23 protein-coding genes and 1 pseudogene are annotated in these 26421 nt (G+C 74.0%); 13 read left to right on the forward strand and 11 right to left on the reverse strand.

Translation table 11 applies throughout. The features are described from left to right. Positions 1-38: 38 nt before the first annotated feature. A complete protein-coding gene (locus B085_RS50815) occupies positions 39-242 on the reverse strand; it encodes a zinc-binding dehydrogenase (RefSeq protein ID WP_018560007.1) in 204 nt (67 codons plus the stop codon). Between the two features lie 147 nt (positions 243-389). On the opposite strand from B085_RS50815, the pseudogene B085_RS50820 reads away from it, so the two are divergent. Further along, positions 390-578 (forward strand): annotated as a pseudogene (locus B085_RS50820) (winged helix-turn-helix transcriptional regulator); the annotation flags it as partial. A gap of 162 nt (positions 579-740) precedes the next feature. Next, positions 741-1163: a hypothetical protein gene (locus B085_RS0118230; RefSeq protein ID WP_018560009.1), complete on the forward strand. Its 423-nt coding sequence runs from the start codon at positions 741-743 to the stop codon at positions 1161-1163. Positions 1164-1196: 33 nt separating this feature from the next. On the opposite strand, the gene B085_RS0118235 is transcribed toward B085_RS0118230, so the two are convergent. Together B085_RS0118235 and B085_RS0118240 are read right to left on the reverse strand one after the other, a co-directional pair. Beyond that, positions 1197-2663: an MFS transporter gene (locus B085_RS0118235; RefSeq protein WP_018560010.1), complete on the reverse strand. Its 1467-nt coding sequence runs from the start codon at positions 2661-2663 to the stop codon at positions 1197-1199. Between the two features lie 18 nt (positions 2664-2681). After that, complete coding sequence (locus B085_RS0118240) at positions 2682-3137, reverse strand: MarR family winged helix-turn-helix transcriptional regulator (protein WP_018560011.1); 456 nt, start codon at positions 3135-3137, stop codon at positions 2682-2684. A gap of 143 nt (positions 3138-3280) precedes the next feature. Between B085_RS0118240 and B085_RS0118245 the strand changes: the two genes are divergently transcribed. Further along, on the forward strand, positions 3281-3490 hold the full coding sequence (locus B085_RS0118245; RefSeq protein WP_018560012.1) for a hypothetical protein: 210 nt from the start codon (positions 3281-3283) through the stop codon (positions 3488-3490). Here B085_RS0118245 and B085_RS0118250 read toward each other — a convergent pair. Next, a complete protein-coding gene (locus B085_RS0118250) occupies positions 3460-4920 on the reverse strand; it encodes an NCS2 family permease (protein WP_018560013.1) in 1461 nt (486 codons plus the stop codon). The genes B085_RS0118245 and B085_RS0118250 overlap by 31 nt on opposite strands. Before the next feature lie 144 nt (positions 4921-5064). Here B085_RS0118250 and B085_RS0118255 point away from each other — a divergent pair, with 144 nt between their 5' ends. Together B085_RS0118255 and B085_RS0118260 are read left to right on the forward strand one after the other, a co-directional pair. Next, complete coding sequence (locus B085_RS0118255) at positions 5065-5349, forward strand: DUF2530 domain-containing protein (protein WP_051102091.1); 285 nt, start codon at positions 5065-5067, stop codon at positions 5347-5349. 176 nt (positions 5350-5525) lie between these two features. Then, positions 5526-7952 (forward strand): HAD-IC family P-type ATPase, encoded by a 2427-nt coding sequence (locus tag B085_RS0118260; RefSeq protein ID WP_018560015.1) that lies wholly within the window; start codon positions 5526-5528, stop codon positions 7950-7952. 33 nt (positions 7953-7985) lie between these two features. Here B085_RS0118260 and B085_RS0118265 read toward each other — a convergent pair whose 3' ends face one another. The 3 genes from B085_RS0118265 to B085_RS0118275 form a co-directional block, all read right to left on the reverse strand. Further along, positions 7986-8831: a hypothetical protein gene (locus tag B085_RS0118265; protein ID WP_026251169.1), complete on the reverse strand. Its 846-nt coding sequence runs from the start codon at positions 8829-8831 to the stop codon at positions 7986-7988. A 153-nt stretch (positions 8832-8984) separates the two neighbouring features. Further along, entirely contained in the window at positions 8985-12140 is a 3156-nt protein-coding gene (locus B085_RS0118270; protein ID WP_037731931.1) for a sacsin N-terminal ATP-binding-like domain-containing protein, read from the reverse strand. Between the two features lie 356 nt (positions 12141-12496). Continuing rightward, a complete protein-coding gene (locus tag B085_RS0118275; RefSeq protein ID WP_018560018.1) occupies positions 12497-13399 on the reverse strand; it encodes a DUF3027 domain-containing protein in 903 nt (300 codons plus the stop codon). Between the two features lie 214 nt (positions 13400-13613). Here B085_RS0118275 and B085_RS0118280 point away from each other — a divergent pair, with 214 nt between their 5' ends. The 4 genes from B085_RS0118280 (at position 13614) to B085_RS0118295 (ending at position 17115) form a co-directional block, all read left to right on the forward strand. Continuing rightward, positions 13614-14993 (forward strand): MFS transporter, encoded by a 1380-nt coding sequence (locus B085_RS0118280; protein WP_420706603.1) that lies wholly within the window; start codon positions 13614-13616, stop codon positions 14991-14993. A 72-nt stretch (positions 14994-15065) separates the two neighbouring features. Beyond that, a complete protein-coding gene (locus tag B085_RS0118285; RefSeq protein WP_018560020.1) occupies positions 15066-15536 on the forward strand; it encodes a hypothetical protein in 471 nt (156 codons plus the stop codon). Positions 15537-15556: 20 nt separating this feature from the next. Next, entirely contained in the window at positions 15557-16258 is a 702-nt protein-coding gene (locus B085_RS0118290) for a futalosine hydrolase (RefSeq protein WP_018560021.1), read from the forward strand. Beyond that, on the forward strand, positions 16255-17115 hold the full coding sequence (locus B085_RS0118295) for a 1,4-dihydroxy-6-naphthoate synthase (RefSeq protein WP_018560022.1): 861 nt from the start codon (positions 16255-16257) through the stop codon (positions 17113-17115). Before B085_RS0118290 ends, B085_RS0118295 begins: the two co-directional genes overlap by 4 nt. 19 nt (positions 17116-17134) lie before the next feature. Here B085_RS0118295 and B085_RS51670 read toward each other — a convergent pair whose 3' ends face one another. Continuing rightward, on the reverse strand, positions 17135-17518 hold the full coding sequence (locus tag B085_RS51670) for a cold-shock protein (protein ID WP_018560023.1): 384 nt from the start codon (positions 17516-17518) through the stop codon (positions 17135-17137). 185 nt (positions 17519-17703) lie between these two features. Here B085_RS51670 and B085_RS0118305 point away from each other — a divergent pair, with 185 nt between their 5' ends. Beyond that, the gene (locus B085_RS0118305; protein WP_026251172.1) at positions 17704-17949 is read left to right on the forward strand and encodes a hypothetical protein; all 246 of its coding nucleotides are present in this window, start codon (positions 17704-17706) and stop codon (positions 17947-17949) included. Here the strand turns inward: B085_RS0118305 and B085_RS0118310 are convergent. Next, positions 17919-18569 (reverse strand): HAD family hydrolase, encoded by a 651-nt coding sequence (locus B085_RS0118310; protein ID WP_018560025.1) that lies wholly within the window; start codon positions 18567-18569, stop codon positions 17919-17921. The two genes, B085_RS0118305 and B085_RS0118310, sit on opposite strands and share 31 nt — an antisense overlap. A 10-nt stretch (positions 18570-18579) precedes the next feature. Beyond that, entirely contained in the window at positions 18580-19431 is an 852-nt protein-coding gene (locus B085_RS0118315; protein WP_018560026.1) for an HAAS signaling domain-containing protein, read from the reverse strand. 226 nt (positions 19432-19657) lie between these two features. Here B085_RS0118315 and B085_RS0118320 point away from each other — a divergent pair, with 226 nt between their 5' ends. Together B085_RS0118320 and B085_RS0118325 are read left to right on the forward strand one after the other, a co-directional pair. Further along, a complete protein-coding gene (locus B085_RS0118320) occupies positions 19658-22084 on the forward strand; it encodes a helicase C-terminal domain-containing protein (protein WP_018560027.1) in 2427 nt (808 codons plus the stop codon). A gap of 149 nt (positions 22085-22233) precedes the next feature. Further along, positions 22234-23865, forward strand: coding sequence for a DNA repair helicase XPB (locus tag B085_RS0118325; protein WP_018560028.1), 1632 nt, complete (start codon positions 22234-22236; stop codon positions 23863-23865). Positions 23866-23893: 28 nt separating this feature from the next. Here the strand turns inward: B085_RS0118325 and B085_RS50070 are convergent, their stop codons facing one another. Beyond that, the gene (locus tag B085_RS50070) at positions 23894-24067 is read right to left on the reverse strand and encodes a hypothetical protein (protein WP_018560029.1); all 174 of its coding nucleotides are present in this window, start codon (positions 24065-24067) and stop codon (positions 23894-23896) included. A gap of 261 nt (positions 24068-24328) precedes the next feature. On the opposite strand from B085_RS50070, the gene B085_RS42860 reads away from it, so the two are divergent. Then, positions 24329-26416 carry a HelD family protein gene (locus B085_RS42860; protein ID WP_018560030.1) on the forward strand — a complete coding sequence of 696 codons (2088 nt, stop codon included), beginning with the start codon at positions 24329-24331 and terminating at the stop codon, positions 26414-26416. Positions 26417-26421 lie beyond the last annotated feature (5 nt).

Genomic DNA, 26421 nt, shown 5'->3' on the forward strand with positions numbered 1-26421 from the left:
TGAAGCGCCTCCGGTCGCCGACACCCGAGGTCACGGCATCACGGCACCAGCGCGAGCCTCCCCCGCGGTCCGCCCTCCGCGAGGCGGGCGTGGGCCTTGGCGACCTGGGCCAGGGAATGGGTCTCGGCCACGCGCGTGGTGAGCACGCCCCCGTCCACCAGGGCCACGAGCTCCGGGAGGCGCTCCCCGTCCGGGTGGACCTGGACAGCGGCGACGCGGACGCCGCGCCCGGCGGCGGGCACCGCGTCGGGCCGGCTGTGACGTAGGCGCCGCCGTCCCGCACCGCGGCCTCGTCGGCGCCCGGTTCCCGCAGCAGCGGCGCGTCGGCGGGGCGTGCCAGGGCGACGACGCGCAGCCCCGCGTGGCGGGCCGGCTGGACGGCGTAGCCCCGGACCCTGCGCACCCTGGAGCGGGACGGCCTGGTGACGCGGACCGTCACACCGTCCGTCCCCGTGCGGGTGGACTACGCGCTGACGCCGCCGGGCGCGAGCCTGGCCACGCTGTTCTCGGCCGTGAAGGAGTGGGCGGAGGAGCACATCGAGGAGGTCGTCGAGGCCCGCGAGCGCGACGACACGGAGGCGGGCGCCGGGGGACAGCCGGGGCGGCGGCCGGGGCGCAGTGGCCCTGAGCCGGCGCCGGGCCCCGGTTTCACCGATCCCCTGTGCCGTTCATCCGTTTTCCGGCATTCTGTTGAGCCATAATCGGCCATTTCGGCCGGGTTACGGCAATGGGGGGACGTCATGCCCGACGGAGAGCGGGGCACGCTCGGCCGGCTCGTGAGAGCGCTCAGCCTGGTGACGCTGGTGACCGTCTATGTCGCGAGCCTGCTGATCACCTACCGCCAGCTGCACGCCAAACCCGTGCTGCAGGAGGTCATCGGGGCACCGGACTGGACCCGCGCGGTGCTGGTCATGGGCCTGGTCATCGGCGGCGGGCTGGGCACGGCCGCGGCGATCGTCGACGACCGCCGCGAGCTGCCCTCCTGGTTCCTGACCGCCGTGGGCGTGGCTGGCGCGCTCGCCTGGAGCCTGTGGGCCTCGTCGAGCCTGGGCGAGGACTACGTCCACATGCTCTTCGCGGCCACCGCCCCGGTCACCGGCATGCTCGTGTGGGCCGAGCTGATGCGGCAGTTCCGCAACCAGCGCCGCTCCGCCGTCGCCTGACCCCCCGGGCGGGCGCCCGGGCCGGGGCCGGGCTCAGGCGGCCACCGACTCCGACTCCCGCGGGACGAACTCGATCAGCTTGTGGTCCTTGCCGCGGTGCAGGTCGATCTTGAGCCGCAGCCCGCCCAGCCGCGCCAGGACGAGTCCGATGCAGGCCGCCGCCGCGGCGGCGACCAGGCCGCCGGCCAGGAAGCCGGTCCTGGCCCCGAAGACGTCGGTGACCCAGCCGACGAGCGGTCCGCCCAGCGGCGTGCCGCCCACGAAGACCATCATGAACAGGCTCATGACGCGGCCCCGCATGGCGGGGTCGGTGGCCAGCTGCACGCTGGCGTTGGCGGTGGTGTTGAAGGTCAGCCCGAAGATGCCGATCGGCAGCATGAGCACCAGGAAGATCCAGTACGTCGGCGCCAGCGCCGCCACGACCTCCAGCAGGCCGAACCCCAGCGCCGCGCCGACCAGCAGCCGCAGCCGGCTGCTTCCGCGCCGCGCCGCCAGCAGCGCGCCGACCACGGAGCCGACCGCGAGGAGCGAGTTGAACAGGCCGTACATGCCGGCGTCGCCGTGGAAGACGTCGTCGGCGAAGGCGGTGAGCCAGATCGGGAAGTTGTACGCGAAGGTGCCGATGAAGCCGACCAGGACGATGGGCCAGATCAACTCGGGCCGCCCGGCGACGTAGCGCAGCCCCTCGCGCAGCTGCCCCTTGCCGCGCGGCGCGGTGGGCACCTTGTACAGCTGGGAACCGCGCATGAGCAGCAGCCCGGCGAGCGGCGCCAGGAAGGACAGGCCGTTGAAGAGGAACGCCCAGCCGCTGCCGACCGCGGTGATCAGCGCGCCCGCGACGGCGGGGCCGACGAGGCGGGCGCTCTGGAAGTTGGCGGAGTTCAGCGAGACCGCGTTGCGGACGTCGGCCGGGCCGACCATCTCGACGACGAAGGCCTGGCGGGCGGGGTTGTCCACGACGGTGACCATGCCGACGGCGAAGGCCATGGCGTACACGTGCCAGACCTGCACGGCGCCGCTGAGGGTCAGCGCGGCGAGGCCGAGGCCCAGCAGGCCCATGAGGGCCTGGGTGGCCACCAGGATGCGGCGCTTGGGGTAGCGGTCGGCGAGGACGCCGCCGTAGAGCCCGAAGAGGAGCATGGGCAGGAACTGCAGCGCGGTCGTGATGCCGACGGCGAAGGAGGACCCGGTGAGGCTCAGCACCAGCCAGTCCTGCGCGATGCGGGACATCCAGGTGCCGGTGTTGGAGACGATCGCGCCGCCGGCGAAGAGCCGGTAGTTGCGGTTGCGGAGCGAGCTGAACATGCCGCCGGGCACCGGCGGCGCGGCGGGACGTGCGGCACCGGGAGCCCCGGGCGCTCCCGGGGTTCCGGCCGCTCCCGCGGCGGCGTCGGCGCCCGCCGCGGTCGGCAGGTCGGCCGGGTCGGCGGTGTCGGCCGGTCCGGCCCGCTCAGGGGTGTTCGGTTCGGGTGCGGCTTCTGATGCGGCTGCCGAACTCAATCCGGTCTCGCCTCCTCGTCATCGGTTCCTTGCGTCGGCGTGAGCGAGCTTCTCCAGGACGGGCGCCGCCTCCCTGAGCACGGCGCGTTCCTCCTCCGAGAGGGTGGCCATGAGTTCGGCCAGGAACGCGTTGCGGCGCGCCCGGCTCTCCTCGAGCATCGTCTCCGCCTGCTCGGTCTGCCGGACGACGACCTGGCGGCGGTCGTCCGGGTGCGGGTCCCGGTGCACCAGGCCCTTGGACTCGAGCATGGCCACGATCCGCGTCATGGACGGCGGCTGTACGTGCTCCTTGCGGGCCAGCTCACCGGGGGTGGCGGACCCGCAGCGCGCGAGGGTGCCCAGCACGGACATCTCCGTCGGGCTCAGCGACTCGTCGACCCGCTGGTGGCGCAGTCTGCGGGAGAGCCGCATCACGGCACCGCGCAGCGTGTTCACCGCTGTGCGGTCGTCCTCGGACAGTTCGGTCACGTTCATTAGACTAGCTCATTACTTACGCTAAATAAAAATTGCCGGAGCGGTGCCGCGTCCAAACGCATTCGTCAAGGAAGTCACCCATCCGGGTGAGTTCCGCCCCGAAAACGACGCATGCTCCACGGGGCCCGCCGGACCCTTGGGCCATGGCTTCGAGAGTGCTCAGCATGCGCATAGACGGGGACCTGCTGGACCGTCTCCAGGCTCACGCCGCGAAACGCGGGATGAGCGTCCAGGACTACATCGTCCGGACGCTCATCCGCGATGACTTCGACGAGCGGCTGAAGGCCTCCGTCGACGAGACGGAGCAGTTCTACACGGCCGGTTACGTCAGCCCCAGCGCCGGCATCAGGTAGTAGAAGGCGAATACCGCCGACACCGCGTAGAGCGCGGGCGGCACCTCACGGCCGCGCCCCGCCACCAGCCGCAGCACGCAGAAGGTGATGAACCCGATGCCGATCCCGTTGGTGATCGAGTACGTGAACGGCATCAGCAGCATCGTCAGGAACGCCGGGACCGCGATCGTGTGGTCGCTCCAGTCGATCTCCCGGACGCTGCCGGCCATGATCAGGAAGCCCACCGCGACCAGCGCGGGAGTGGCCGCCTGCGCCGGAACCATCGTGGCCAGCGGCGCGAAGAACAGGGCGACGACGAAGAGCAGCCCGGTGGCGATCGAGGCGAGGCCGGTGCGCGCCCCTTCGCCGGCGCCGGCGGTGGACTCCGCGTAGCAGGTGTTGGCCGAGCAGGAGGCGAAGCCGCCCGCCGCGGTCGCGACGCCGTCGACCATCAGGACCCGGCTCATCCCGGGCAGGTCGCCCTTGGAGTCCAGCAGGTGCGCCTCGTCGCTGACGCCGAGGATGGTGCCCATCGCGTCGAAGAAGCAGCTCAGCAGCACCGTGAAGACGAAGAGGACGCCGGTGAGGACACCGACCTCCCGGAAGCCGCCGAACAGGCTCACCTTGCCGATCAGCCCGAAGTCGGGGCTCGCGACCGGGTTGCCGGGCCACTGCGGGACGGTGAGGCCCCACGCGGCGCCCTTGACGTCCGCCACGGCGTCCACGACGAGCGCGAGCAGCGTCATCGCGACGATGCTGATCAGGATGGCGCCGGGCACCTTGCGGATCATCAGCCCGAGGGTCAGCAGCACACCGAGGATGAAGATCAGCACCGGCCAGCCGGTCAGATGGCCGCCCGCGCCCAGCTGCAGCGGGACGGTGGTGTGCGCGGCGTCCGGGATGCGGGTCACGAAGCCGGAGTCGACCAGGCCGATCAGCACGATGAACAGGCCGATGCCGATGGCGATCGCCTTGCGCAGACCGAGCGGCACCGCGCTCATCACCCGCTCCCGCAGGCCCGTGGCGACCAGCACCATGATCGCGAGACCGGCGAGGACCACCATGCCCATCGCGTCCGGCCAGCTCATCTTGGGCGCGAGCTGGAGCGCGACGATGCTGTTCACACCGAGGCCCGCGGCGAGCGCGATCGGCACGTTGCCGATGACGCCCATGAGCAGGGTGGTGAAGGCGGCGGTCACGACGGTGGCGGTGACCAGCTGGCCGCCGTCGAGGTGGTGGCCGTACTTGTCCACGCCCGAGCTGAGGATGATCGGGTTCAGGACGATGATGTAGGCCATCGCGAAGAAGGTGGCCAGACCACCGCGGATCTCCCGGGGGATCGAGGACCCCCGCTCGGTGATCCGGAAGAACCGGTCGAGCGCGCCGTGGGCGGGCGCCGGGGGCGGGGTCGGGGAGCTGGGCACGACCTTGGCGGTGGTCGACAGGGACATGCGGGTCCTTGCGTGGGGGGAGCTTTTGGATGTTCCTACGACTGAAACCGGCCAGTCTCGGACTGTTTCAGTATGAACATATGAGCACCGCCAACGCTATCTCCGCGCGTAGACCCTGCTGGGGCACTGGGTACGCTGTGCGCTATGAGCAGCAGCAGCCCCGACAAGGGGACGACCGGGTTGCGTGAGGCACCCGAGCCACTGGAGGCGAACGACGTCGCGACCGTCACCGTCGGGACGGTCGTCTGGTTCGCGCTCTTCCTCGTCCAGCTCCCCTTCTACGGCTGGTACTCCGACCACGGCCACACCTGGTGGATCTGGACCTGCCTGGCCGGCGGCGGCCTCGGGCTCGTCGGCCTCTGGTACGTGCGCGCCCGCCGGGACGCCATAGCGCGGGCCCGCGCCGCGCAGGACGCCGGACAGGACTGAGCCGGAACCCGCACGTCCGGGCTCCGCCGGGCTCCGCGTCGGGGTTCGGCTTCCGGGCCCGTCCGCACGGGCCCTCCCCGGCGGCTACGCCCCCGGTCGTACGGCGCCCCGGAGATGTCCCCGAGAGCGGCCCCTCACCGCGCCGCGGGCGCCGCCCCCCACGTACCGTCGAAGCCATGACGGAACGTACGCAGCGGGAGGCGGCCGGGACGCGACCGGCGACGCCCGGCGGGCTGACCGCTGCCGAGGTGGCGGAGCGGGTCGCGCGGGGCGAGGTCAACGACGTCCCGGTGCGCTCCTCCCGCTCGCTGGCCGAGATCGTCCGCTCGAACGTATTCACCCGCTTCAACGCGATCATCGGGGTGCTCTTCCTGATCATCCTGGTGGTCGGCCCGATCCAGGACGGCCTGTTCGGCTTCGTCATCATCGCCAACACCGGCATCGGCATCTTCCAGGAGTGGCGCGCCAAGAAGACCCTGGACGGGCTCGCCGTGATCGGGGAGGCGAAACCCGCCGTCCGCCGGGACGGGGTCGCCACCCGGGTCTCCACCTCCGAGATCGTCCTCGGCGACCTCATCGAACTCGGGCCGGGCGACAAGGTGGTGGTCGACGGCGAGATGACCGAGGCCGACAGCCTGGAGGTCGACGAGTCACTGCTCACCGGCGAGGCCGACCCGGTCGTCAAGCGCCCCGGCGACCCCGTGATGTCCGGCAGCTTCGTCGTCGCGGGCGGCGGGGCCTTCACCGCGACCAAGGTCGGCCGGGAGGCCTACGCCGCGCAACTCGCGGAGGAGGCGAGCCGCTTCACCCTCGTCCACTCCGAACTGCGCAGCGGCATCAGCCAGATCCTCAAGTACGTCACGTGGATGATGGTCCCCACCGCGATCGGCCTGATCGTCAGCCAGCTCGTGCTGGAGGACAACGACTGGCGCGAGGCGGTCCGCCGCATGGTCGGCGGGATCGTGCCGATGGTGCCCGAGGGACTGGTCCTGCTCACCTCGGTGGCCTTCGCCATCGGTGTGGTCCGGCTGGGCCGCAAGCAGTGCCTGGTCCAGGAGCTGCCCGCGATCGAGGGGCTGGCCCGGGTGGACGTGGTGTGCCTGGACAAGACCGGCACGCTCACCGAGGGCGGGATGGACGTCGCCGAGCTGCGGATGCTGGACGGCGTGGCGGAGCCCTACGTACGGCAGGTGCTCGGCGCGGTCAGCTCCGCCGACCCTCGTCCCAACCCCACGCTGGCCGCCGTGGCCGCGGCCTTCCCCGCCCCGGACGACGGCTGGCACGTCACGGACGCGCTGCCCTTCTCCTCCGCCCGCAAGTACAGCGGCGCCGCGTTCACCGAACCGGGCGGGGAGCGCAGCACCTGGCTGCTCGGCGCCCCCGACGTGCTGCTCCCCTCCGGCGACCGGGCGCTCGGCGAGGTCGACGGCCTCAACGCCCAGGGTCTGCGGGTGCTGCTGCTCGCCCGTGCGGGGACGGACCTCGGCGACCCGGCGGTGGGCGCCTCGGCGGCTCCGGCCGCGCTGGTCGTCCTGGAGCAGCGGCTGCGCCCCGACGCCGCCGACACCCTGCGCTACTTCGCCGAGCAGAACGTGCACGCCAAGGTCATCTCCGGCGACAACGCGGTCTCCGTCGGCGCCGTCGCCGGCAAACTGGGGCTGCCCGGCGCCGAGCGGACGGTCGACGCCCGCAGGCTGCCGGCCGACCCCGCTCGGATGGCGGCCGAACTCGACCGGGGCACGGTCTTCGGGCGCGTCACCCCGCGGCAGAAGCGGGAGATGGTGGGCGCGCTCCAGTCCGGCGGCCACAACGTGGCGATGACCGGGGACGGCGTCAACGACGTGCTCGCCCTCAAGGACGCGGACATCGGCGTCGCCATGGGCTCGGGCTCCGAGGCGACCCGGGCGGTGGCGCAGATCGTGCTGCTCGACAACAGCTTCTCGGCGCTCCCCTCGGTCGTGGCCGAGGGCCGCCGCGTCATCGGCAACATCACACGCGTGGCGACGCTCTTCCTCACCAAGACCGTCTACTCGGTGCTGCTCGCCCTGCTGGTCATCATCTGGCACGCGCCCTACCCGTTCCTCCCGCGGCACCTGACGCTGCTGTCCACGCTGACCATCGGCGTCCCCGCCTTCTTCCTCGCCCTGGCCCCCAACAAGGAGCGCGCCCAGCCGCACTTCGTGCGCCGGGTCATGCGCTACTCCCTGCCCGCCGGGGTGATCGCGGGCGTCGCCACCTTCGTGACGTACATCCTCGCCCGCCACCACTACCGCGGCGCCGGGGCGCTGGAGGCGGAGACCAGCGCCGCGACGCTGACCCTCTTCCTCGTCGCGATGTGGGTGCTGGCACTCGTCGCGCGCCCCTACACCTGGGGGCGGATCGGCCTGGTCCTCGCCATGGCCGCGGGCTTCCTGGTCGTCCTGGTCACCCCGTGGCTGCAGGAGTTCTTCGCCCTCCGTCTGGTCGGCACCCGGGGCCCCTGGACGGCCGTCGCCGTGGCGGCGGCCGCCTCGGTCCTGCTGGAGCTGGTCTGGCGCCGCGTCCGCCGCACGGACGACGGCGCCACCGCGCCGGGCAAGCACGAGGCGCCGGGACCCCGCTGAGGGGTCCCGGCGCCTCGTGGTGCCGCGGCGGGGCTACTTCACGTCGACGAAGTCGGCCGTGCTGACCGCCTTGCCGGTCGTCGAGGTGCCGAGGAAGTTGTAGCGCCAGTAGCCGTCGGTGGACGCCTTGACGGTCGTCTTCAGGGCACCGGTGCTGCTGGACTTGACGGTCTTGACCGTCTTGTAGGTGCTGGTGCCCTTCTTGCGGAACTGCAGCTGCACGGACTGGCTCGTGTAGCCGGCGTACTTGGACGTCGCCCAGTTGGCCCGCGTGAGCTTGCCCGTGACGGTGATGGTCCTGCCCTTCTTCACCGGCTCCGGCGAGGCGTTGACCGTGACCCTGGCGTTGCGCTTGACCTTCGTGGTGGTGACCGCGTTCTCGAGGACCCCGTCCTCGTCCTTGGCCAGGGCGCCGACGGCCACCTTCCAGGTGCCGGCCAGCTCGTTCTTCCAGAGGTCGACCACCGGGTCGAACGTGAAGGTCAGCTTGCAGGTCGAGACCGCGGGAGACGTGGAGGAGACGGAGCACTTGGCCCGGTCCTCGTTCTGCACCACGCCGCCGTCCACAGTCCCGGGGGTCTCCAGGTCGGTGCCGTGCCAGAGCACGGCGAACACGTCGTCGATGCCGGACGGGTCGGTGGCGGTCACCGCGACGGTGACGGTCTTCGTGGCGGTCGTCCCGAGGACGATCTCGTTGCCGCCGTTGACGACGACCTTGGTGATCCTGGTATCACCCACGACCTCGTCCGCCGCCGCCTTGGCGGCGAAGGTCCGCAGATCGGAGGCGCCCGGCTTGCCGGAGGCCTGCGCGGCCGGGACGGCCAGCGAGGCGAGGGCCAGGGCGCCGGAAACGGCCGCCACAGTGGCGCGAATACGCATGCGTGAGAACCCCCAGAAGAAGCGACGCCCGTCGTACCCCCCTGACGCGGCGTCTCAAATGGTGAGAGAGAACATACGCGCGAACCGCTGTTCCATGAACACCTTTTCTCCACATGTCCCGGTGTGACGACGGACACTCCGGTCCCTGCCGGCTCAGTCGAACCAGCGGTCCCGGGCCAGCTCCTCCGTGCGGGTCGGGTCCTCCAGGAGCGCGGCCACCTCGAAGCGGCGCTGCCAGGCGCCGGCCGCCCACGCCAGACCGGCGGCGACGCCTTCCAGCGTTGCGGCGTGCAAGGTGCCGTCGGTCCACCGCCAGTCGAGCTCGACGGTGCTGCCGTCGGGGGCCCTGACCAGCAGTTCCTCGTGCTCGACATAGGAGACGGGGACGCCCGGCAGCAGCTCGCGGACCGCGTCCGCGACGTCGTGCGGCTCCCCCTCCGAGACGACCCGGGCGTCGAAGGCCTCGCTGAGCCGGCGCACCTGGAACAGCTCCGCCAGCGCGGCGGCGCGGACCGGCGGCACCGGGAGCAGCGGCACGCCCGCGGTGAGCGGGAGCAGGTCGGGCGCGTCCGCGACGAGGGCGTCCCCGGCGTCGGCCACCCGCGGCTCGCGCCCGTCGACGACGGCCCGCAGCTCATCGGGGAGGGTGACCTGCTCGGGGTCGAGGGTGGCCAGCTCGGAGTAGAGCCGGTGCAGCTGGGCCGGGGTGACGGCGGAGTCCGGGTCGGCGAGACGGGCGAGCAGTTCGGCGCCGCCGCCCGGCTCGTCCAGCAGGGCGGCGGCGGACGTGCGCACGCCCAGGGCACGCAGCACCTGGTCGTCCACGGCCCCGGCCTCGGCGTCCTCGTACAGCCCGGCGAGCAGCGGGTCGCCGCCGGCGGCGCGCAGGCCGACCGGGCGGCGGCCGTCGAGCACCGGGTGGTCGCGCAGCCACCAGGCGGTGTAGGGCCGCACGGACTCCGTGCGGCCGTCCGGCAGCAGGACCCGCACCGGCTGCGTGACCGCGTCGCGCAGCGGCGGCACGGAGAGCATGGCCAGCGCCTGCGGCCACGCGTCGTCGTCGACGAGGTCGAGGTCGCGCACGGCGACGATCTCGGTGGCGACCGGCGGCACGTCGGTGTCCGGCAGCTGGTCGAGGACGTCCTCGCACCAGACGTCGACAGCGTCGAGCAGCCCGGCGTCGTCCGGCTCGGCCCAGTCGCCCTCGCGAGGCTCCAGCTCGTCCGGGTCGAGCACCACGTCGGTGGCCCTGACCAGGGCGAAGGTGGCCAGAACGCCCACCGCGGTCAGCGGCTGCTCGCCCCAGCGGGCGGCCAGGTCCTCGTCGACGGAGCCGAGTTCGCCCTCCCGGATGACCTGTTCGAAGGCGCTGCCCGGCAGCACCAGCTCACCGGCCGGGGCGAGCTCGCCCTCGTCGTCGGTGAGGGCCAGCGCGGCCAGCCACGGCTCGTCGCCGGGGGCGAGGTTCGCGGCGCGGACCAGGCCGAGGACGACCTCGGCCAGCTCCTCCGCGTCCAGCGCGGGCGCGTCCTCGTCCCAGACCTCGTCGGCGTCCAGGGACGCGGCGACCGCCGCGCGCACCTGCGGGGTGGTGAGGACGGCGCGCGGGGTCGCCGGGGTGGCGCCGAGCTTCTCCAGCAGCGGGTGCGCGGCCTGCGGGTCGGCCACCTTCAGGCCCAGCCGGGCCAGCTCCGAGGCGGCGGGCAGGCCGGTGCTGACCGGGGCGGCCTCCTCGGCGTAGACGCTGTCCATCTCGGGCAGCGGCAGCAGCACCTGGCGCGGGCCGACGACGGTACGCCCGTCGGCGAGGGGTACGGGCAGCCCGCTCAGCCGGTCCGGGTCGGTGCCGGCCAGCGAGTCGTACAGGCGGTGCCACCAGGCCGCGGGCCGCTCCACCCCGGCGAGCCGGTCGATCGCGTCGCCCAGCGGCAGCCGGGCCACCCCGAGGACACGCAGCTCGGGGCGGCGTTCCAACCCGGGCGGAAGCAGCGTCGGGAAGACCTCCGCCAGCACGCCGACGGTCTCCGCGCCGGTGCCCTCGACGATCTCGGCCTCCACCGGTCGCAGCGCGGGCGGGAGTTCGTCCTCCTCACCGGTGCCCGTGAGGTCGGCGGCGCGCGGCAGGAAGGCGGTGCGCGGCAGCCGCTCCAGCACGTGGCGGCGCAGTTCCGCGTCCAGCTCGCCCTTGCCGAGCGGTCCGGGCACCAGGTCCACGATGCCCGCGGTGACCGGCCGCCAGTTGGCCAGCAGCCGTACGTACAGCTCGGCCGCCCGCGCGACCAGGAAGCCGGTGAGGGCGCCGGGCGCGGCGCGGCGCCGGCTCGGGTCCAGCGGCAGCGAGGCGATGAGCAGCGCGGGCAGCCCGAGCGGCTCGTCCGTCGGCGTCGGGGCGTGCACGAAGGGCGCCGTCCGCGGCCGCTCGGGCGCGCCGTCCCGGCCCACCGGGACGGCCCAGGTCACCGACCACACCGGACGCAGCCGCTCCTCGACCGGGCGGTCGGCCAGCAGTGCCGCCTCCAGCGGACCCGCCTCGCTCAACGTGCGCCAGCGGGTGGTGCCGCTGACGCTGTCCTCGACGACGGTCAGCCCGTCCTCCTGACGACGGGTCAGCGTCCGGACGCCCTCCGGCGTCTCCACGACCACCTCGGCCAGGCCGGGCAGGGACAGCAGCAGGGCGTCGTCGATCGCGGCGAGCAGATGCGCCGCGAGGTCCGCGGCGGCGCCGTCGCGCAGCGGCAGCACGACGCACGTGTCGTAGCCGTCCGGGGCGGTGCCCTCCGCGGGCAGCGGCAGCCGCAGCAGCGGTACATGGCCGTCCCGGCGGCGCAGTTCGTCGGTGAGCCCGCAGGAGCGCCCCCCGGTCTCCCGCGCGAGGTCGCGGGCCTCGGCCAGCGACCAGCGGACGCCGCCGCTGCGGCTGAGGATCGCGGGCTCGTCGCTGACCGCGAGCACGGCCGAGAAGCCGACACCGAAGCGGCCGACGGCCAGGTCGCCGTCCTCGCGCTTTGCGCTGGCACGCAGCGTCGACAGGGACTCCACGCCCACGGCGTCCAGGTGTGCCCCGGTGTTCGCGGCCGCGAGCACCCCCTCGCGCAGGGTCAGCCGCAGCCGGCCGGCCACCCCGGCGCGGGTCGCCGCGTCGGCGGCGTTCTGGGCCAGTTCGACGACGAGGCGGTCGCGGTAGCCGCCGAGCGCGAGGTCCTCCTCCGCGTTGGCGTCCTCCCGGAACCGGGCGGGCGACGCGGCCCACGCGTCCAGCACGGCCCGCCGCAGCCGTGCGGTCCCGAACGGATCTGCGCCCCGGTCCATCGCGGTCCCGCTCACGTCGTCTTCTCCCTCACGCGCTGTCGCATGCCCTGTGCGAGTGACGCTACCGCGTGCGCCCCCGGCCGGTCGTACCGCGCGGGCGGCACCCGGGGACGACGGGAGCACCGGCACCGGACCGGCGCCCCGGGGGACGGCGGCAGCCCGGACCTACGGGCCGCCCCCACCGCTGGCCCGGCCGCACGGCACCGGTCAGCCCCGGCCGGGCGGCCCCGGCGGCCGGTGCCCGCAGGGGCCGCGCCCCGGCTCGGCCATGGGCGCAGCCCGCGGCGCGGCGCGTGGCAACCGGAGAACCGGAGAACCGCCACCGCGGGCGCGGCCCGTACAGCCGCCGTCAGGCGTCAGCTGTGGCCGAGTTCCTCGGCCGGCGTGGTGTCCTCGACGGAGCCGTGGCGGTCGGGGTGGAGGGGGAGCGGCTCGACCGCGGTCTCGTCCAGGACGGGCGGGGCCGGGCGCGGGGTCTTCGGCATGACCGCGGCCTCGGAGTGCGCGCCGCACCCGTAGGCGAGGGAGACGACGCGTCCGTCGGCCGGGGAGAACTCGTTCGCGCACACGCCGAAGGCCTGCCGCAGGGAGCCCGCGATGGGGACGAGGAAGCCGCAGGAGACGCACTGGGCGGGGGCGGCCTGGGCCATGGGGGCCTTGGGGCCGTACTCGTCCTCCCAGCGGTCCGCGGCGACGTGCAGCCCGTAGCGGGACAGCACGCGCGGCCGCGCCATGCCGATCTCCTCCGCGACGGCGGCGATCGTGCCGACCGTGGGCGCCATCGGCAGGGTCGCCGGGGGGCCGCCGGAGACGTCGGCGTCCTCGGCCTCGACCAGCTCGGCCATCTCCTCGGAGACCGGCGAGTTCGGCGGCGGGACGTCCTCACCGGAGAAGCCGCTCTCCAGGCGCAGGTCCTCCGCCTCGGTGGGCAGCAGGTCGCCGGGGCCGAGGTCGCCGGGACGCAGGCGCTCGCTCCACGGGACCCATTCGGGAGCGAGAACGGCCTCGGGCCCGGGCACCAGGACCGTCTCGTCCAGGGTGATCGCCTTGGCGCGGGAGGCGCGCGTCAGCGTGACCGCCCAGCGCCAGCCCCGGTAGCCGGCCTCGCGGCAGTCGAACAGGTGCGTCACGACACGGTCGGCCTCGGCGACCGCGCCGAGGTGCTCGCCGACCGCTTTCTCGCCGAAGGCCTCGACGGCGGCTTCAAGGGCGAGGTCGACCGCCTCGGCGCACAGGCGGTCAGGGGTACGGCTTCGCATCGCAGCACTCACAAGAATCGATTCTCTCCTACGCCGTCTTACGCGTGCGCCGCCGAGGGTCGGGCGGGGCGGTGGCGGAGCGGACCGGAGGACCGCTTCAAACGCTGCCTGCCCGTACGTCCACGGGCGCACCTGATGACTCCATTCTGCGCGATCGCACGCTATCGGTGCGCGCCCCGTTCGGAAAGCCGCCCGGTAGGGCAGACTGGCGAGCGTGGCACGCACAGTGACGTCCGGCCCGGGACCGGTTCGCAGGGCGGGGAACGCCGTCGCGCGTGCCACGCAGCGTACGTCGTCCGCCGTGGTGCGCCGCGTGCGGCGTCACACGCATTCGGGCGGGGCGGGCGAGTCGGGCCTGGCGAAGCTGATCGAGCTGCACGCGGTGAACTCGGCGGGCGACATGCTGATCACCGTCGCGCTCGCCAGCACGATCTTCTTCTCCGTGCCGACCGGCGAGGCGCGCGGCCGGGTGGCGCTCTACCTGATCGTCACGATGGCGCCGTTCGCGCTGCTGGCCCCGGTGGTCGGACCGCTGCTGGACCGCATCCCGCACGGGCGGCGCGCCGCGATGGCGATGTCGATGCTGGCCCGGGCGATCCTGGCCTGGACGATGGCCGGGGTGGTGTCGACCGCCGGACTGGAGCTGTATCCGGCGGCCTTGGGCGTGCTCGTGGCGTCGAAGGCGTACGGCGTGGTGCGCAGCGCGGTGGTGCCGCGACTGCTGCCGGCGCGTACGACGCTGGTGAAGGCGAACTCCCGGGTGAGCCTGACCGGCCTGCTGGCCACGGCCGTGGCGGCGCCGATCGGCGGGCTGCTCCATCTGATCGGGCCGGGCGTGCCGCTGTACGGGGCCTTCGCCGTCTTCGTCTGCGGGACGCTGCTCTCCTTCTCCCTCCCGCACAAGGTGGACTCCGCCAAGGGCGAGGCACGCGCCGAGCTGAGCGCGGGCGAGGACGTCGAGCCGCACCGCGTGGGCCGGCAGTGGCGGGAGAAGCGGCCCGGGCTGCGGAGCGTCGGCGGTCCGGTGCTGCACGCCCTGCAGGCCAACACGTCGCTGCGGGCCCTGTCGGGGTTCCTGACGCTCTTCCTCGCGTTCCTGCTGCGCGAGCATCCGCTGGGCGGCCTGTCGGGGCCCGTGTCGCTGGGCCTGGTCGCCGTCGCGGCGGGCACCGGCAACGCCTTCGGCACCGCGCTGGGCTCCTGGCTGCGCGCCCGCGGGCCCGAGCGGATCATCATCAGCGCGCTGGCGGCCGCCCTGGCGGCGACGTGCCTGGCCGCGGCCTGGTACGGGGTGCTGACCATCGCCGTCGTCGCGGCCGCGGCGGGCATCGCGCAGGCGCTGGGCAAGCTCTCGCTGGACGCCCTCATCCAGCGCGACGTGCCGGAGGAGGTGCGCACCTCGGCGTTCGCCCGCTCGGAGACCGCCCTCCAGATGGCCTGGGTGATCGGCGGCGCCATCGGCATCGTCCTGCCGCTCAACGGCACGCTGGGGATGGCGGTGGCGGCGGCCCTGGTGGCGCTCGGCGTCGCCTTCTCGGTCCGCGGCCTGATGACGGGCGCCCGGGGACGGGCGGCACGTCCTCGCGCGGTGTGAGCGGGGTGGGCCGGGGGACACGAGCGGGCCCCCCGCGTAGCGGGAGCGTGACCGCCCGGTAGCCTCACCTTCATGAGCAATCGCCGCCGTGCCGCCGCCCTCGGTGCCGTGTCCCTCGGGCTGATCGCCCTCTCCGCCTGCGAGAAGCCGACCCCCCTGGCGACCGTCACCGTCGGCGACAGGACCGTGACCACCGAGGCCACCAGCAAGTGCTACCTCGACGGGAAGAAGCTGACGGAGCAGGCCTTCCTGTCCTGCCTGCAGGGCAAGCCCGAGAAGACCATCACGGTCCGGCCCGGTGACAAGGTGCGGATCGGCGTCGACCCCGCGATCGCCGAGAAGGGCTGGGTCGTGGCCGCCGGCACCTCCGGCAAGTCGGGGCTGCTGAAGGACACCACCTACCGCTCCTTCGACGCCGAGACGCTGCTCGCCGACGCGCAGTCCGGTGCCGCGGCCAGCGAGGTCACCCTCAACATCATCGAGACCGGCAAGGCCCAGGACTACCTCGGCGTCTGGCAGTTCAAGCTGAAGACGGCGGACTGAACCGCCCGCGAACGACGGACATGACGCCCCGCCTGCTCGTCGTCACCGCCGTCCCGGCGGAACGCGACGCGGTCGTCCGCGGCCTCGGCGGCACGGCCGCCGAGGCACCTGTACCCGGTGGCCGTGTCCTGCTGCGCACCGCGCTCGCGGACGTGCTGGCCGCGGGGGTCGGACCGGCGGCGGCCGCGGCCGGCACCGCGGCCGCGCTCACCGCGGCCGAGTACCGGCTGGTCGTCTCGGCCGGGATCGCCGGCGGCTTCCAGCCCGGTGCGCCGGTGGGTTCGGTGGTCGTCGCCGACGTCGTCGTGGCGGCCGACCTGGGCGCGGAGGGCCCGGGGGGCTTCCTCCCGGTCGCCGAGCTGGGCTTCGGCACCTCCGAGCACCGTCCGCCCGGACCGCTGTCCCGCCGTGTCGCCGACGCGCTCGGCGCGGGGTACGGGCCGGTCCTGACGGTGTCGACGGTGACCGGGACGGCGGCACGCACCGCCGAGCTGACGGACCGTCATCCAGGGGTGCTGGCCGAGGCCATGGAGGGCTTCGGCGTCGCGGAGGCGGCCGCGGCACACGGGCTGCCCGTCCTGGAGGTCCGCACGGTGTCCAATCCCGTGGGTCCGCGTGACCGCGCGGCCTGGCGGATCGGGGAGGCGCTCGACGCGCTCGCCGACGCGTTCGCCCGGCTCGGGAAGCAACCCGCCGTACTCGACGTTGGAGACCGGACATGAGCCAAGAGCGCGCACTGCGGTTCGCCTACTCCCCGTGCCCCAACGACACCTTCGTCTTCCACGCCTGGGCGCACGGCCTGGTCCCGGGCGCGCCGCCGATCGACGTGACGTTCGCGGACATCGACATCACCAACGGCATGGCCGAGCGCGGCGAGTTCGACGTGCTGAAGGTCTCGTACGCGGTGCTGCCCTATGTGCTCGACGAGTACGCGCTGCTGCCCGCCGGCGGCGCGCTGGGCCGCGGCTGCGGCCCGCTCGTGCTGACCAGGGACGAGGGCACGGGCAAGGGCGCCGACCTGAGCGGACGGACGGTGGCGGTGCCGAGCGAGCGCTCGACGGCGTACCTGCTGTTCCGGCTGTGGGCGGCCGCCGAAGTGCCGGGCGGTGTCGGGGAGATCGTCGTCCTGCCGTTCCACGAGATCATGCCCGCGGTGCGGGACGGCCGGGTCGACGCGGGCCTGGTGATCCACGAGGCGCGCTTCACCTACCAGGACTACGGGCTGCACAAGCTCGCGGACATGGGCGAGCACTGGGAGCAGACGACCAGCCTGCCCATCCCGCTCGGCGCGATCATCGCCAAGCGCTCGCTGGGCGAGGAGCGGCTGCGCGAGCTGGCGGCCGCGGCCCGCACCTCCGTCCACATGGCCTGGGACGAGCCCGAGGTCTCGCGCGACTACGTCATGGAGCACGCGCAGGAGATGGACCCGAAGGTGGCGGACCAGCACATCGGGCTGTACGTCAACGAGTTCACCTCGGCGCTCGGCGAGGAGGGCTACGCGGCGGTCCGCGGGCTGCTCACCCGGGCCGCGGCCGAGGGGCTGGTACCGCCCCTCGGACCGCACGCGCTCGATCTGTGAGCGGATGCCCGGGCGGAGGTCAGACGTCCAGCTGGTCGGCGACGACGCGCAGCACGGAGGCGATCTTGTGGCCGTGGGCCTTGTCCGGGTATCGGCCGCGCTGCAGCGAGCGGGCGACGTCCTCCAGCAGCGTGGTGAGGTCCTGCACGATGGGCAGCAGTTCGTCGGGCTTGCGCCGCTGCGCGGCCGCCACGGACGGCGCCGGGTCCAGCAGGGTCACCGACAGCGCCTGGTCACCGCGTTGCCCGGCGACCACCCCGAACTCGACTCGCTGCCCCGGCTTCAGCGTGGCCACGCCGTCCGGCAGGACGGAGGAGTGGACGAAGACGTCACCGCCGTCGTCGCGGGAGAGGAAGCCGAAGCCCTTCTCGCTGTTGAACCACTTGACCTTGCCGGTAGGCACGTCCGACCTCGTCCTCGCTGTAGACAGAAAAAAGCTCTTGGATAGCAAGACAGCGGGTCCCTTGGCAGACCCGCCGCCATAAGGCTAATGGCCCAGGGGCGTGTGACAAGACTTCGTGGTCCTACTGCTCCAACCGGCATCCGGCCGGTGCGCAGCGACTTCCCCCGGCGATCTACCCTGGTCGGGTGACCAACGAAACCCGGAAACCCGGCGATCTCCTCGTGCGCGCCGGCGCCGCCGTCTTCGTCCTCGGCGCACTCGGCACTCTGGCCACCGTGGCCCCGCTCTTCCTGGGTTCCGACCCGCTGCCGACCGCCGCCTACCTGGTGTCGATGCTCATGGGGGTCGGCTTCGCGCTGGCCCTGGCCGGGCTGCTGCGCTCCGCGCGGGCGCAGAGCCGTCAGGCGACGGCGTCTGGGTCCGGGGCGTAGGAGGCGAACCAGGCCGGGAACTCCGTCAGGTCTGCGAGCACGACGTCCGCACCGGCGGCGCGCAGTTCGTCCGCGGCGACCGGGCCCGTGGCCACCGCCACGGACAGCGCGCCGGCCGTACGGGCCCCGACGACGTCGCCGACGTGGTCCCCGACGTAGACCGCCGCGCCGTACTCGAGCAGGGCCTCCGCCTTCGCCTCGGCCCACAGCCAGCCGCGCACCTCGTCGACCTCGATGCCCAGGTGCGTGAGGTGCAGCTTGGCGTTCGGCTCGTGCTTCGCGGTGACCACGACGGCCCGGCCGCCCGCGGCGTGCACGGCGGCGACGGCCTCGCGCGCCCCCGGCATGGCCGGGGTCGGGGCGACGGCGCACTCGGGGTACAGCGCGCGGTAGCGGTCGGCGACCGCGGGAATGTCCTCCGCGGGGAACCAGTGCGCCAGCTCCCAGTCGAGCGGCGGCCCGAGGCGGGTGACCGCGAGCGCGGCGTCGACGAAGACCCCGGTCTCCTCGCTGAGGCGCTCATACGTGGCCCGGATGCCGGGTCGTGAGTCGATCAGGGTCATGTCGAGGTCGAAACCGACCGTTATCGGGGACGGGGATGTCGGCAGGGAGGCGGGCATGGCAGTCACTCTAACGAGGCGGCCGCCCGGCCCCGCTCCCCCTCCACAGCAGGAAAGCGGCGGAGGCGACCGCCGCGATCCGCACGACCGTGGGCAGCACGTCGGCTATCGCGGAGTCCAGGCCCCCCTCGGGTATCGGCTCGCCCCACCGGCCTGCGAAGCGGCCCCAGATCCAGACCAGCGCGGCCCCGGCGATCAGCCCCGGCAGGCCCAGCGCCGCGAACCGGGACGCGCGCCGGGACAGGCGGCGTGAACCGTACGCCACGGCCCAGCCCGCGAGGAGGGCGATCCAGGAGCCGAGGACGGCGCCGGCGAGCAGCAGGAGCGCGGCGGCCGTCTCCAGGAGTCCGGCCCGCCACCGCCTGCGGCGCTTGACCGCGGCCGGGGCGGATTCCGGCCGGGCCTCGGGCTCGGGCGCGGGCGCGGGTTTCTCCGGACCGGCGTCGGCGGCGGCCTCCGGGTCCTCCTCGGGGGTGAGGGGGATGAGCAGGCCGCCGGTCATGCCGGGCAGCCCGTCCACTTCGTCCCCTGGCCGGGGCCTGCGCGCCGGCGACGGGGACGGGGCCTGCGTGCGCTGCTCGGGCAGCCGCCACCATTCCGGCTCCGCCGGTGCGGGCGCCTCCGGGGCGCGGGGCGCGGGCACCGCGGCGGCCTCCTGCACCACCGCGTCGGGTGCGCCCAGCCGGCCCAGGATCCGCCGCACCGCGGCGGGGCTGTCGCTGCCGTGCCGCTGCCGGTCGATGTCCTGGCGCAGGCGCGCCACCAGGTCCCGCCGGCGGTCCGCCGGCAGGGCGGTCTGTGCCAGGTCCCCCACCTTGCTGAGGTAGTCCAGAACCAACCGGTCGCTCTCCTCCGCACCCATACGCCGACGCTACCGCCCTCCGGGCGTTCCCCGGTGCCGGGTTGCGGGGAGCGGCCGGGGAGGAGGGTGGACGGCATCCGACCCGGCCCGACTCCGGGGAAGGGTGGACGCACCCGGCCTACCGACGGTGCACATCGGCCTGCCCACCCACGCCCGGCTGCGGCTTGGGGAAAAGCAGAACGACGCCCACGGTGGGTTGGGGGCGGGCAGGGCTAATGTGGGGGAGATGAGCACTGACGGCCCCGCGGCGGCGCCGCGCACGCTCGCGGAGGATCTGCGCGCCCGCGGCGACGACGCGCTGTCCGCACTGCTCCGGGCGCGCCCGGACCTGCTGAACCCGGTCCCGAACGACCTCTCGCAACTCGCGACCCGCGCCGGCACCCGTGCCTCCGTCGTCCGCGCCCTGGAGCGCCTGGACCGGTTCACGCTGCAGGCCGCGGAGGCCCTGGCCGTCGCACCGGACGGCGCCCCGTACGACGCGCTCGCCGCGCTGATGGGCCCGGAAGCGGCGGAGGCGCTGCCCGGGGCCGTGGCGGCGCTGCGGGCGCAGGCGCTGCTGTGGGGCGGCGACGACCGGCTGCGCCTGGTGCGCACCGCGCGCGACATCCTGGCCCCGGCCGCGGGGAGTCCGTCGCCGACCGGGCTCGGGCCGACAGTGGCGGAGGCGACGTCCGGCATGTCGCCGACACGGCTGCAGCAGATCCTCGCCGTGCTGGGACTGCCGCCGACGCACGACCCGGTGAGCGCGGTGGGCTCGGTGACGGCGCTGTTCGCCGACCGGCCGCGGATGGCGGCGCTGCTCGACGGGGCGCCCCCGGAGGCCGGGGCGGTGCTGCGCAGGCTGACGTGGGGCCCGCCGTACGGGGAGGTGGCGGACGTGACGGTGCCGCCGCCGCCGGTTGCCTGGCTGCTGGAGCGGGGGCTGCTGCTGCCGGCCGGGGCGCGCAACGTCGTGCTCCCCCGCGAGGTGGCCCTGCATCTGCGCGAGGGCCGGGCGCACCGCGCTCCCGAGCCGGTCGCGCCGGACGTGGCGCCGAAGGAGCACGATCCACAGGTTGTGGACAGGACGGCCGCGGGCCAGGCCTTCACGGCGGTGCGCACGGTCGAGGAGCTGCTCAAGCAGTGGGAGACCGGCGGTCCCGCGGTGCTGCGCGCGGGCGGGCTGAGCGTGCGGGACCTGAAGCGGGTGGCCACGGCGCTGGACGTGCCGGAGCCGCTGGCCGCGTTCTGGCTCGAGGTGGCGTACGCCGCCGGCCTGGTCGCCGCGGACGGGGAGGTGGACGAGGCCTACGCGCCGACCCCCGCGGCCGACGGGTGGCTGTCGCTGCCCGCCGAGGACCGGTGGGCGGCCCTGGCCACGGCGTGGCTGGCCGCGACCCGCGTGCCGGGTGTCGTCGGCACGCGGGACGTGAAGGGCCGCGCGCTGGCCGCGCTCGGCCCCGACCTGGACCGTTCGCTCGCCCCCGAGGTGCGCCGGCGGACGCTGGAGCTGCTGGCCGCGCTCCCCGAGGGCGCCTCGGCGGACCAGGACGCGCTGCTGGTCCGGCTGCGCTGGGAGCGCCCGCTGCGGGGCGGCGCCGCGATGGACCCGCTCCGCGCCGACCTGGTGCGCTGGACGGCAACGGAGGCGGAGCTGCTGGGGATCACCGGCCGCGGGGCGCTGTCCGCGCACGGCCGCGCGCTGCTGCGCCGCTCCGGGGACGCGGCGGCCGCGCTGCTCGGGCCGCTGCTGCCCGAGCCGCTGGACCATGTGCTGCTCCAGGCCGACCTGACGGCGGTCGCGCCGGGCCCGCTGCAGCCGCACCTCGCCGAGACCCTGCACGTGCTGGCCGACGTGGAGTCCAAGGGCGGCGCGACCGTGTTCCGCTTCACCCAGGGGTCGGTGCGCCGGGCGCTGGACGCCGGGCGCACCGCCGCCGACCTGCACGCCTTCCTCGCGGCGCATTCCCGCACTCCCGTGCCACAGCCGCTGAGCTACCTCGTGGACGACGTCGCCCGCCGGCACGGCCGGCTGCGCGTGGGCGCAGCCTCGGCGTACGTGCGCTGCGACGACGACGCGCTGCTGAGCGAGATCCTGGCCGATCGCCGGACGGCCGGCCTCGGGCTGCGCCGCCTCGCGCCGACGGTGCTGGCGGCGCAGAGCGACCCGGCGACCCTGCTGGAGCGGCTGCGCGCGCTGGGCCACGCGCCGGCGGCCGAGTCCGCCGAGGGCGACGTGCTGATCACCCGGGCGGACGCCCGGCGGACCCCGCCGCGCAGCGCGCCGGTGCCCGTGGTGGACGGGCCGCCGGTCCCGGACGGGACCCTGCTCGGGGCGGCGGTGAAGGCGATCCGTGCCGGTGACCGCGCCTCGACCGCGGTCCGCCGGGAGCCCGCGGACCGGCCCGGCGGGGGCGGTGGCAACGGCGACGGCCGGCTTCCGCGCACGGCGGCGGCCGAGACCCTGGCGACGATGCAGGCGGCGGTGCTGACCGGCGAGTCCGTGTGGATCGGCTACGTCAACGCGGAGGGTGCGGCGAGCCAGCGCGTGATCGGCCCGATGCGGGTGGAGGGCGGTTTCGTCACCGCGTACGACCACACCGCCGACGAGGTCCGCACCTTCGCGCTGCACCGGATAACCGGTGTCGCCGAGCTCGCCGACGACCTGGCCTGACCCTCCCCGGGGCGGTCGCGAGGCGGCCGCGGGCCGCTCCCCGGTATCGATCCCGGGGAGCGGGGCGTTTCCCTCCCGGGATGCGGGACCATGGATAGTTCAGCCCGGCCCCCTTCCCGGTCCCGGCCCGCCCATTCGCGGAGGTTTGTGTGTCCTGCCTGATCGTCCAGAGCGACAAGACCCTGCTCCTGGAGGTCGACCACGAGCTCGCCGACGAGTGCCGGCGGGCCATCGCCCCCTTCGCGGAACTGGAGCGGGCGCCCGAGCACATCCACACCTACCGGATCACCCCGCTCGGGCTGTGGAACGCCCGCGCCGCCGGGCACGACGCGGAGCAGGTCGTGGACTCGCTCGTGCAGTACTCCCGCTACCCGGTGCCGCACGCGCTGCTGGTGGACGTCGCCGAGACGATGGCCCGCTACGGCCGGCTGACGCTGAGCAAGCACCCGGCGCACGGCCTGGTGCTGACCACCACGGACCGTCCGGTGCTGGAGGAGATCCTCCGCTCGAAGAAGGTCGCGCCGCTGGTGGGGGCCCGGCTCGACCCCGACACGGTGGTCGTCCACCCCTCCGAGCGCGGCCAGATCAAGCAGGTGCTGCTGAAGCTGGGCTGGCCGGCGGAGGACCTGGCCGGTTACGTGGACGGCGAGGCGCACCCGATCGAGCTGGCCCAGAACGGCTGGAAGCTGCGCCCCTACCAGGAGCAGGCGGTGGAGGGCTTCTGGCACGGCGGCTCGGGCGTGGTCGTGCTGCCCTGCGGCGCCGGCAAGACGCTGGTGGGCGCGGGCGCGATGGCGCAGGCGAAGGCGACGACGCTGATCCTGGTGACGAACACGGTCTCCGCCCGGCAGTGGAAGCACGAACTGGTCAAGCGGACCTCGCTGACCGAGGACGAGATCGGCGAGTACAGCGGCACCCGCAAGGAGATCCGTCCGGTCACCATCGCCACGTACCAGGTGCTGACGACCAAGCGGAAGGGCGTCTACTCGCACCTGGAGCTGTTCGACTCCCGCGACTGGGGCCTGATCGTCTACGACGAGGTCCACCTGCTGCCCGCGCCGGTCTTCAAGTTCACCGCGGACCTGCAGGCACGTCGCCGGCTGGGTCTGACGGCGACGCTGGTACGCGAGGACGGCCGCGAGTCGGACGTCTTCTCGCTGATCGGGCCCAAGCGCTTCGACGCGCCGTGGAAGGAGATCGAGGCGCAGGGGTACATCGCGCCCGCCGACTGCGTGGAGGTGCGGGTCAACCTGACCGACTCCGAGCGGCTGGCGTACGCGACCGCCGAGCCGGAGGAGAAGTACCGGTACTGCGCCACGACCGCGACCAAGCGCAAGGTCACCGAGGCGCTGGTGGCCAAGCACCAGGGGCAGCAGACGCTGGTGATCGGCCAGTACATCGACCAGCTCGACGAGCTGGGCGAGCACCTCGGCGCGCCGGTGATCAAGGGCGAGACGACGAACGCGCAGCGCGAGAAGCTCTTCGAGGCCTTCCGGCAGGGCGAGATCTCGGTGCTCGTGGTCTCCAAGGTCGCCAACTTCTCGATCGACCTTCCGGAGGCGACGGTCGCCATCCAGGTCTCGGGCACCTTCGGTTCCCGTCAGGAGGAGGCGCAGCGGCTCGGCCGGGTGCTGCGGCCGAAGGCGGACGGCCACGAGGCCCGCTTCTACTCCGTGGTCGCCCGCGACACGATCGACCAGGACTTCGCCGCGCACCGGCAGCGCTTCCTGGCCGAGCAGGGCTACGCGTACCGCATCGTCGACGCGGACGAGCTGCTGTAAACGGCCGCATCCGGGGCGGCCCGCCGCGTCAGTCGCGCGCGGCGGCGCCGTCCTGGCCCATCACCACGACCCGGAAGGTCGTGGCGACGAAGACCCGGACCACGCGCAGGGCGTCCCCGACGGGGTGGACCGGATGCCGGTGCCCGGTGTCCTCGGCGATGGCGGTGCTGCCGTGGACGCGGGTGTCCGCTGGTCGTGCCATGACCCCAATGTACGCATGTGTGACGCTTTGGGCAGAGGTCGGGGCCACGGACGGGCGGAGAAGCGGTTAGCGCCGCCCGTCGCCGAGGCGTAGGATCCCTCGTCTTGCCGCCCGCCCCCCAAGGGGGCGGCGCCACCGACCGGACGGAAACCGGTCGGCCCGAGTCGTGATCCGTATCAGGACAGCGCCCCGCCCCGCGCCGCCGTGCGCGCCGGTCCGGGGCCGGCTGAGCCATGCCCTACGTGCCGCCGGAGGCAACCCGTGCCAGGGGAACAGTCCCTCACCGCCGACAACCCGCTCGACCGCGAACGCTCCCACCTCGCCGCGTCCCGTTCCGCCCTGCGCGCGATGCGCGCCGACGTCGAGGCCCTCGACATCCGGGACGTGACCGCCAACTGGGTGAACGCCGCGGTGCTGCAGTCCGAGATCGACGCCCGCATCAAGGCGCTCGCCGATCTGGTGCACACCCCGCTCTTCTTCGGCCGCCTCGACTACGAGGAAGGGGAGGCCTTCGGCGGTGAGGAGGTGGGCCACCGCTTCTACATCGGCCGCCGCCACGTCCACGACGCCGACGGCGACCCCATGGTCATCGACTGGCGCGCGCCGGTCTCCCAGCCCTTCTACCGGGCCTCCCGCACCGACCCGCAGGACGTCGCACTGCGCCGCCGCTTCGGCTACACGGGCGGTGAGCTGACCGCCTACGAGGACGAGCACCTCACCGACCCGGCCGAGGCGCAGACCTCCAGCAAGCTGCTCCAACAGGAGATCGAGCGCCCGCGTGTCGGCCCGATGCGGGACATCGTCGCCACCATCCAGCCCGAGCAGGACGAGATCGTCCGAGCCGGGGTCGGCGGCACCGTGTGCGTGCAGGGGGCGCCCGGCACCGGGAAGACCGCCGTCGGCCTGCACCGGGTGGCGTACCTGCTCTACGCGCACCGCGAGCGGCTGGCCCGCGCGGGCACCCTCGTCATCGGCCCCAACGCGTCCTTCCTGCACTACATCGAGCAGGTGCTGCCCGCCCTGGGCGAGCTGAGCGTCAAGCAGGCCACGGTCGACGACCTGGTCGCCCACGTCCCGGTCAAGGGCACCGACCCGGCGACCGCCGCGGGCGTCAAGGGCGACGCGCGCATGGCCGAGGTGCTGCGGCGCGCGGTCCGCTCCGGCATCCGGATGCCCACCGAACCGGTGGTCGTGGTGCGCGGCTCACGCCGCTGGCGCATCCCGGCTTACGAACTGGAGGAGCTGGTACGCGAGCTGATGGAGCGTGACATCCGCTACGGCGCCGCCCGCGAGGCGCTGCCGCAGCGGATCGCGCACGCCGTGCTGGTCCGGATGGAGGCGGCCGGTGAGGCCCCCGACGACCGGGTGCAGGACGCGGTCGCGCGCAACGCGGCGGTCAAGGCCGCCGTGAAGGAGCTGTGGCCGCCGGTGGACCCGGCGAAGACGGTGCTGCGGCTGCTGTCCGACCCGGAGTTCCTGGCCTCGTGCGCGGACGGCGTGCTGACGGAGGAGGAGCAGAAGGAGATCCTCTGGGAGAAGCCGGCCCGCTCGGTCGCCTCCGCGAAGTGGTCGGCCGCCGACGCCGTGCTGGTCGACGAGGCCAACGACCTGGTGCACCGCACGGCCTCGCTCGGCCACGTCGTGCTCGACGAGGCCCAGGACCTCTCCCCCATGCAGTACCGGGCGGTGGGCCGCCGCTGCTCCACCGGCTCCGCCACCGTCCTGGGCGACCTCGCCCAGGGCACGACCCCGTGGGCGACCGGGAGTTGGCAGGAGGCGCTCACCCACCTCGGCAAGCCGGACGCACGGATCGAGGAGCTGACCCAGGGCTTCCGCGTCCCGCTGGAGGTCATCGCCTACGCCTCCCGGCTGCTGCCGGAGATCGCACCCGGGCTGAAGGAGGCGACCTCCGTCCGCGAGAACCCGGGCGCCTTCTCGGTGACCGAGGTCCCGGTGGACGGGCTGACCCCGGCCGTGCTCGCCGCCTGCCGGCAGGCACTGGACCGCGAGGGGTCGATCGGCCTGATCGCCGCCGACGCGCGCCTGCCCGCGCTGGCCGAGGCGATGGCGGCGGCCGGGCTGCCGTACCGGACCCTCGGGGTGGGGGTCCCCCCGGCGGAGCCAGGGGGAGAGACCACCTCCGAGGTCCGCCTCACGCTGGTCCCGGCCTCCCTGGCGAAGGGCCTGGAGTACGACTACGTGGTCCTGGACGAGCCCGCCGCGGTCGTCGACGGCGAGCCCGACGAGCGCACCGGCCTGCGCCGCCTGTACGTCGCTCTCACCCGCGCGGTCTCGGGCCTGGCCGTCCTCCACGCGGCGCCCCTGCCGGAGGCCCTTCGACTACCTTGATATAC

Origin of the sequence: Streptomyces sp. BoleA5 (assembly GCF_000373665.1) — a bacterium.
Classification (GTDB): domain Bacteria; phylum Actinomycetota; class Actinomycetes; order Streptomycetales; family Streptomycetaceae; genus Actinacidiphila.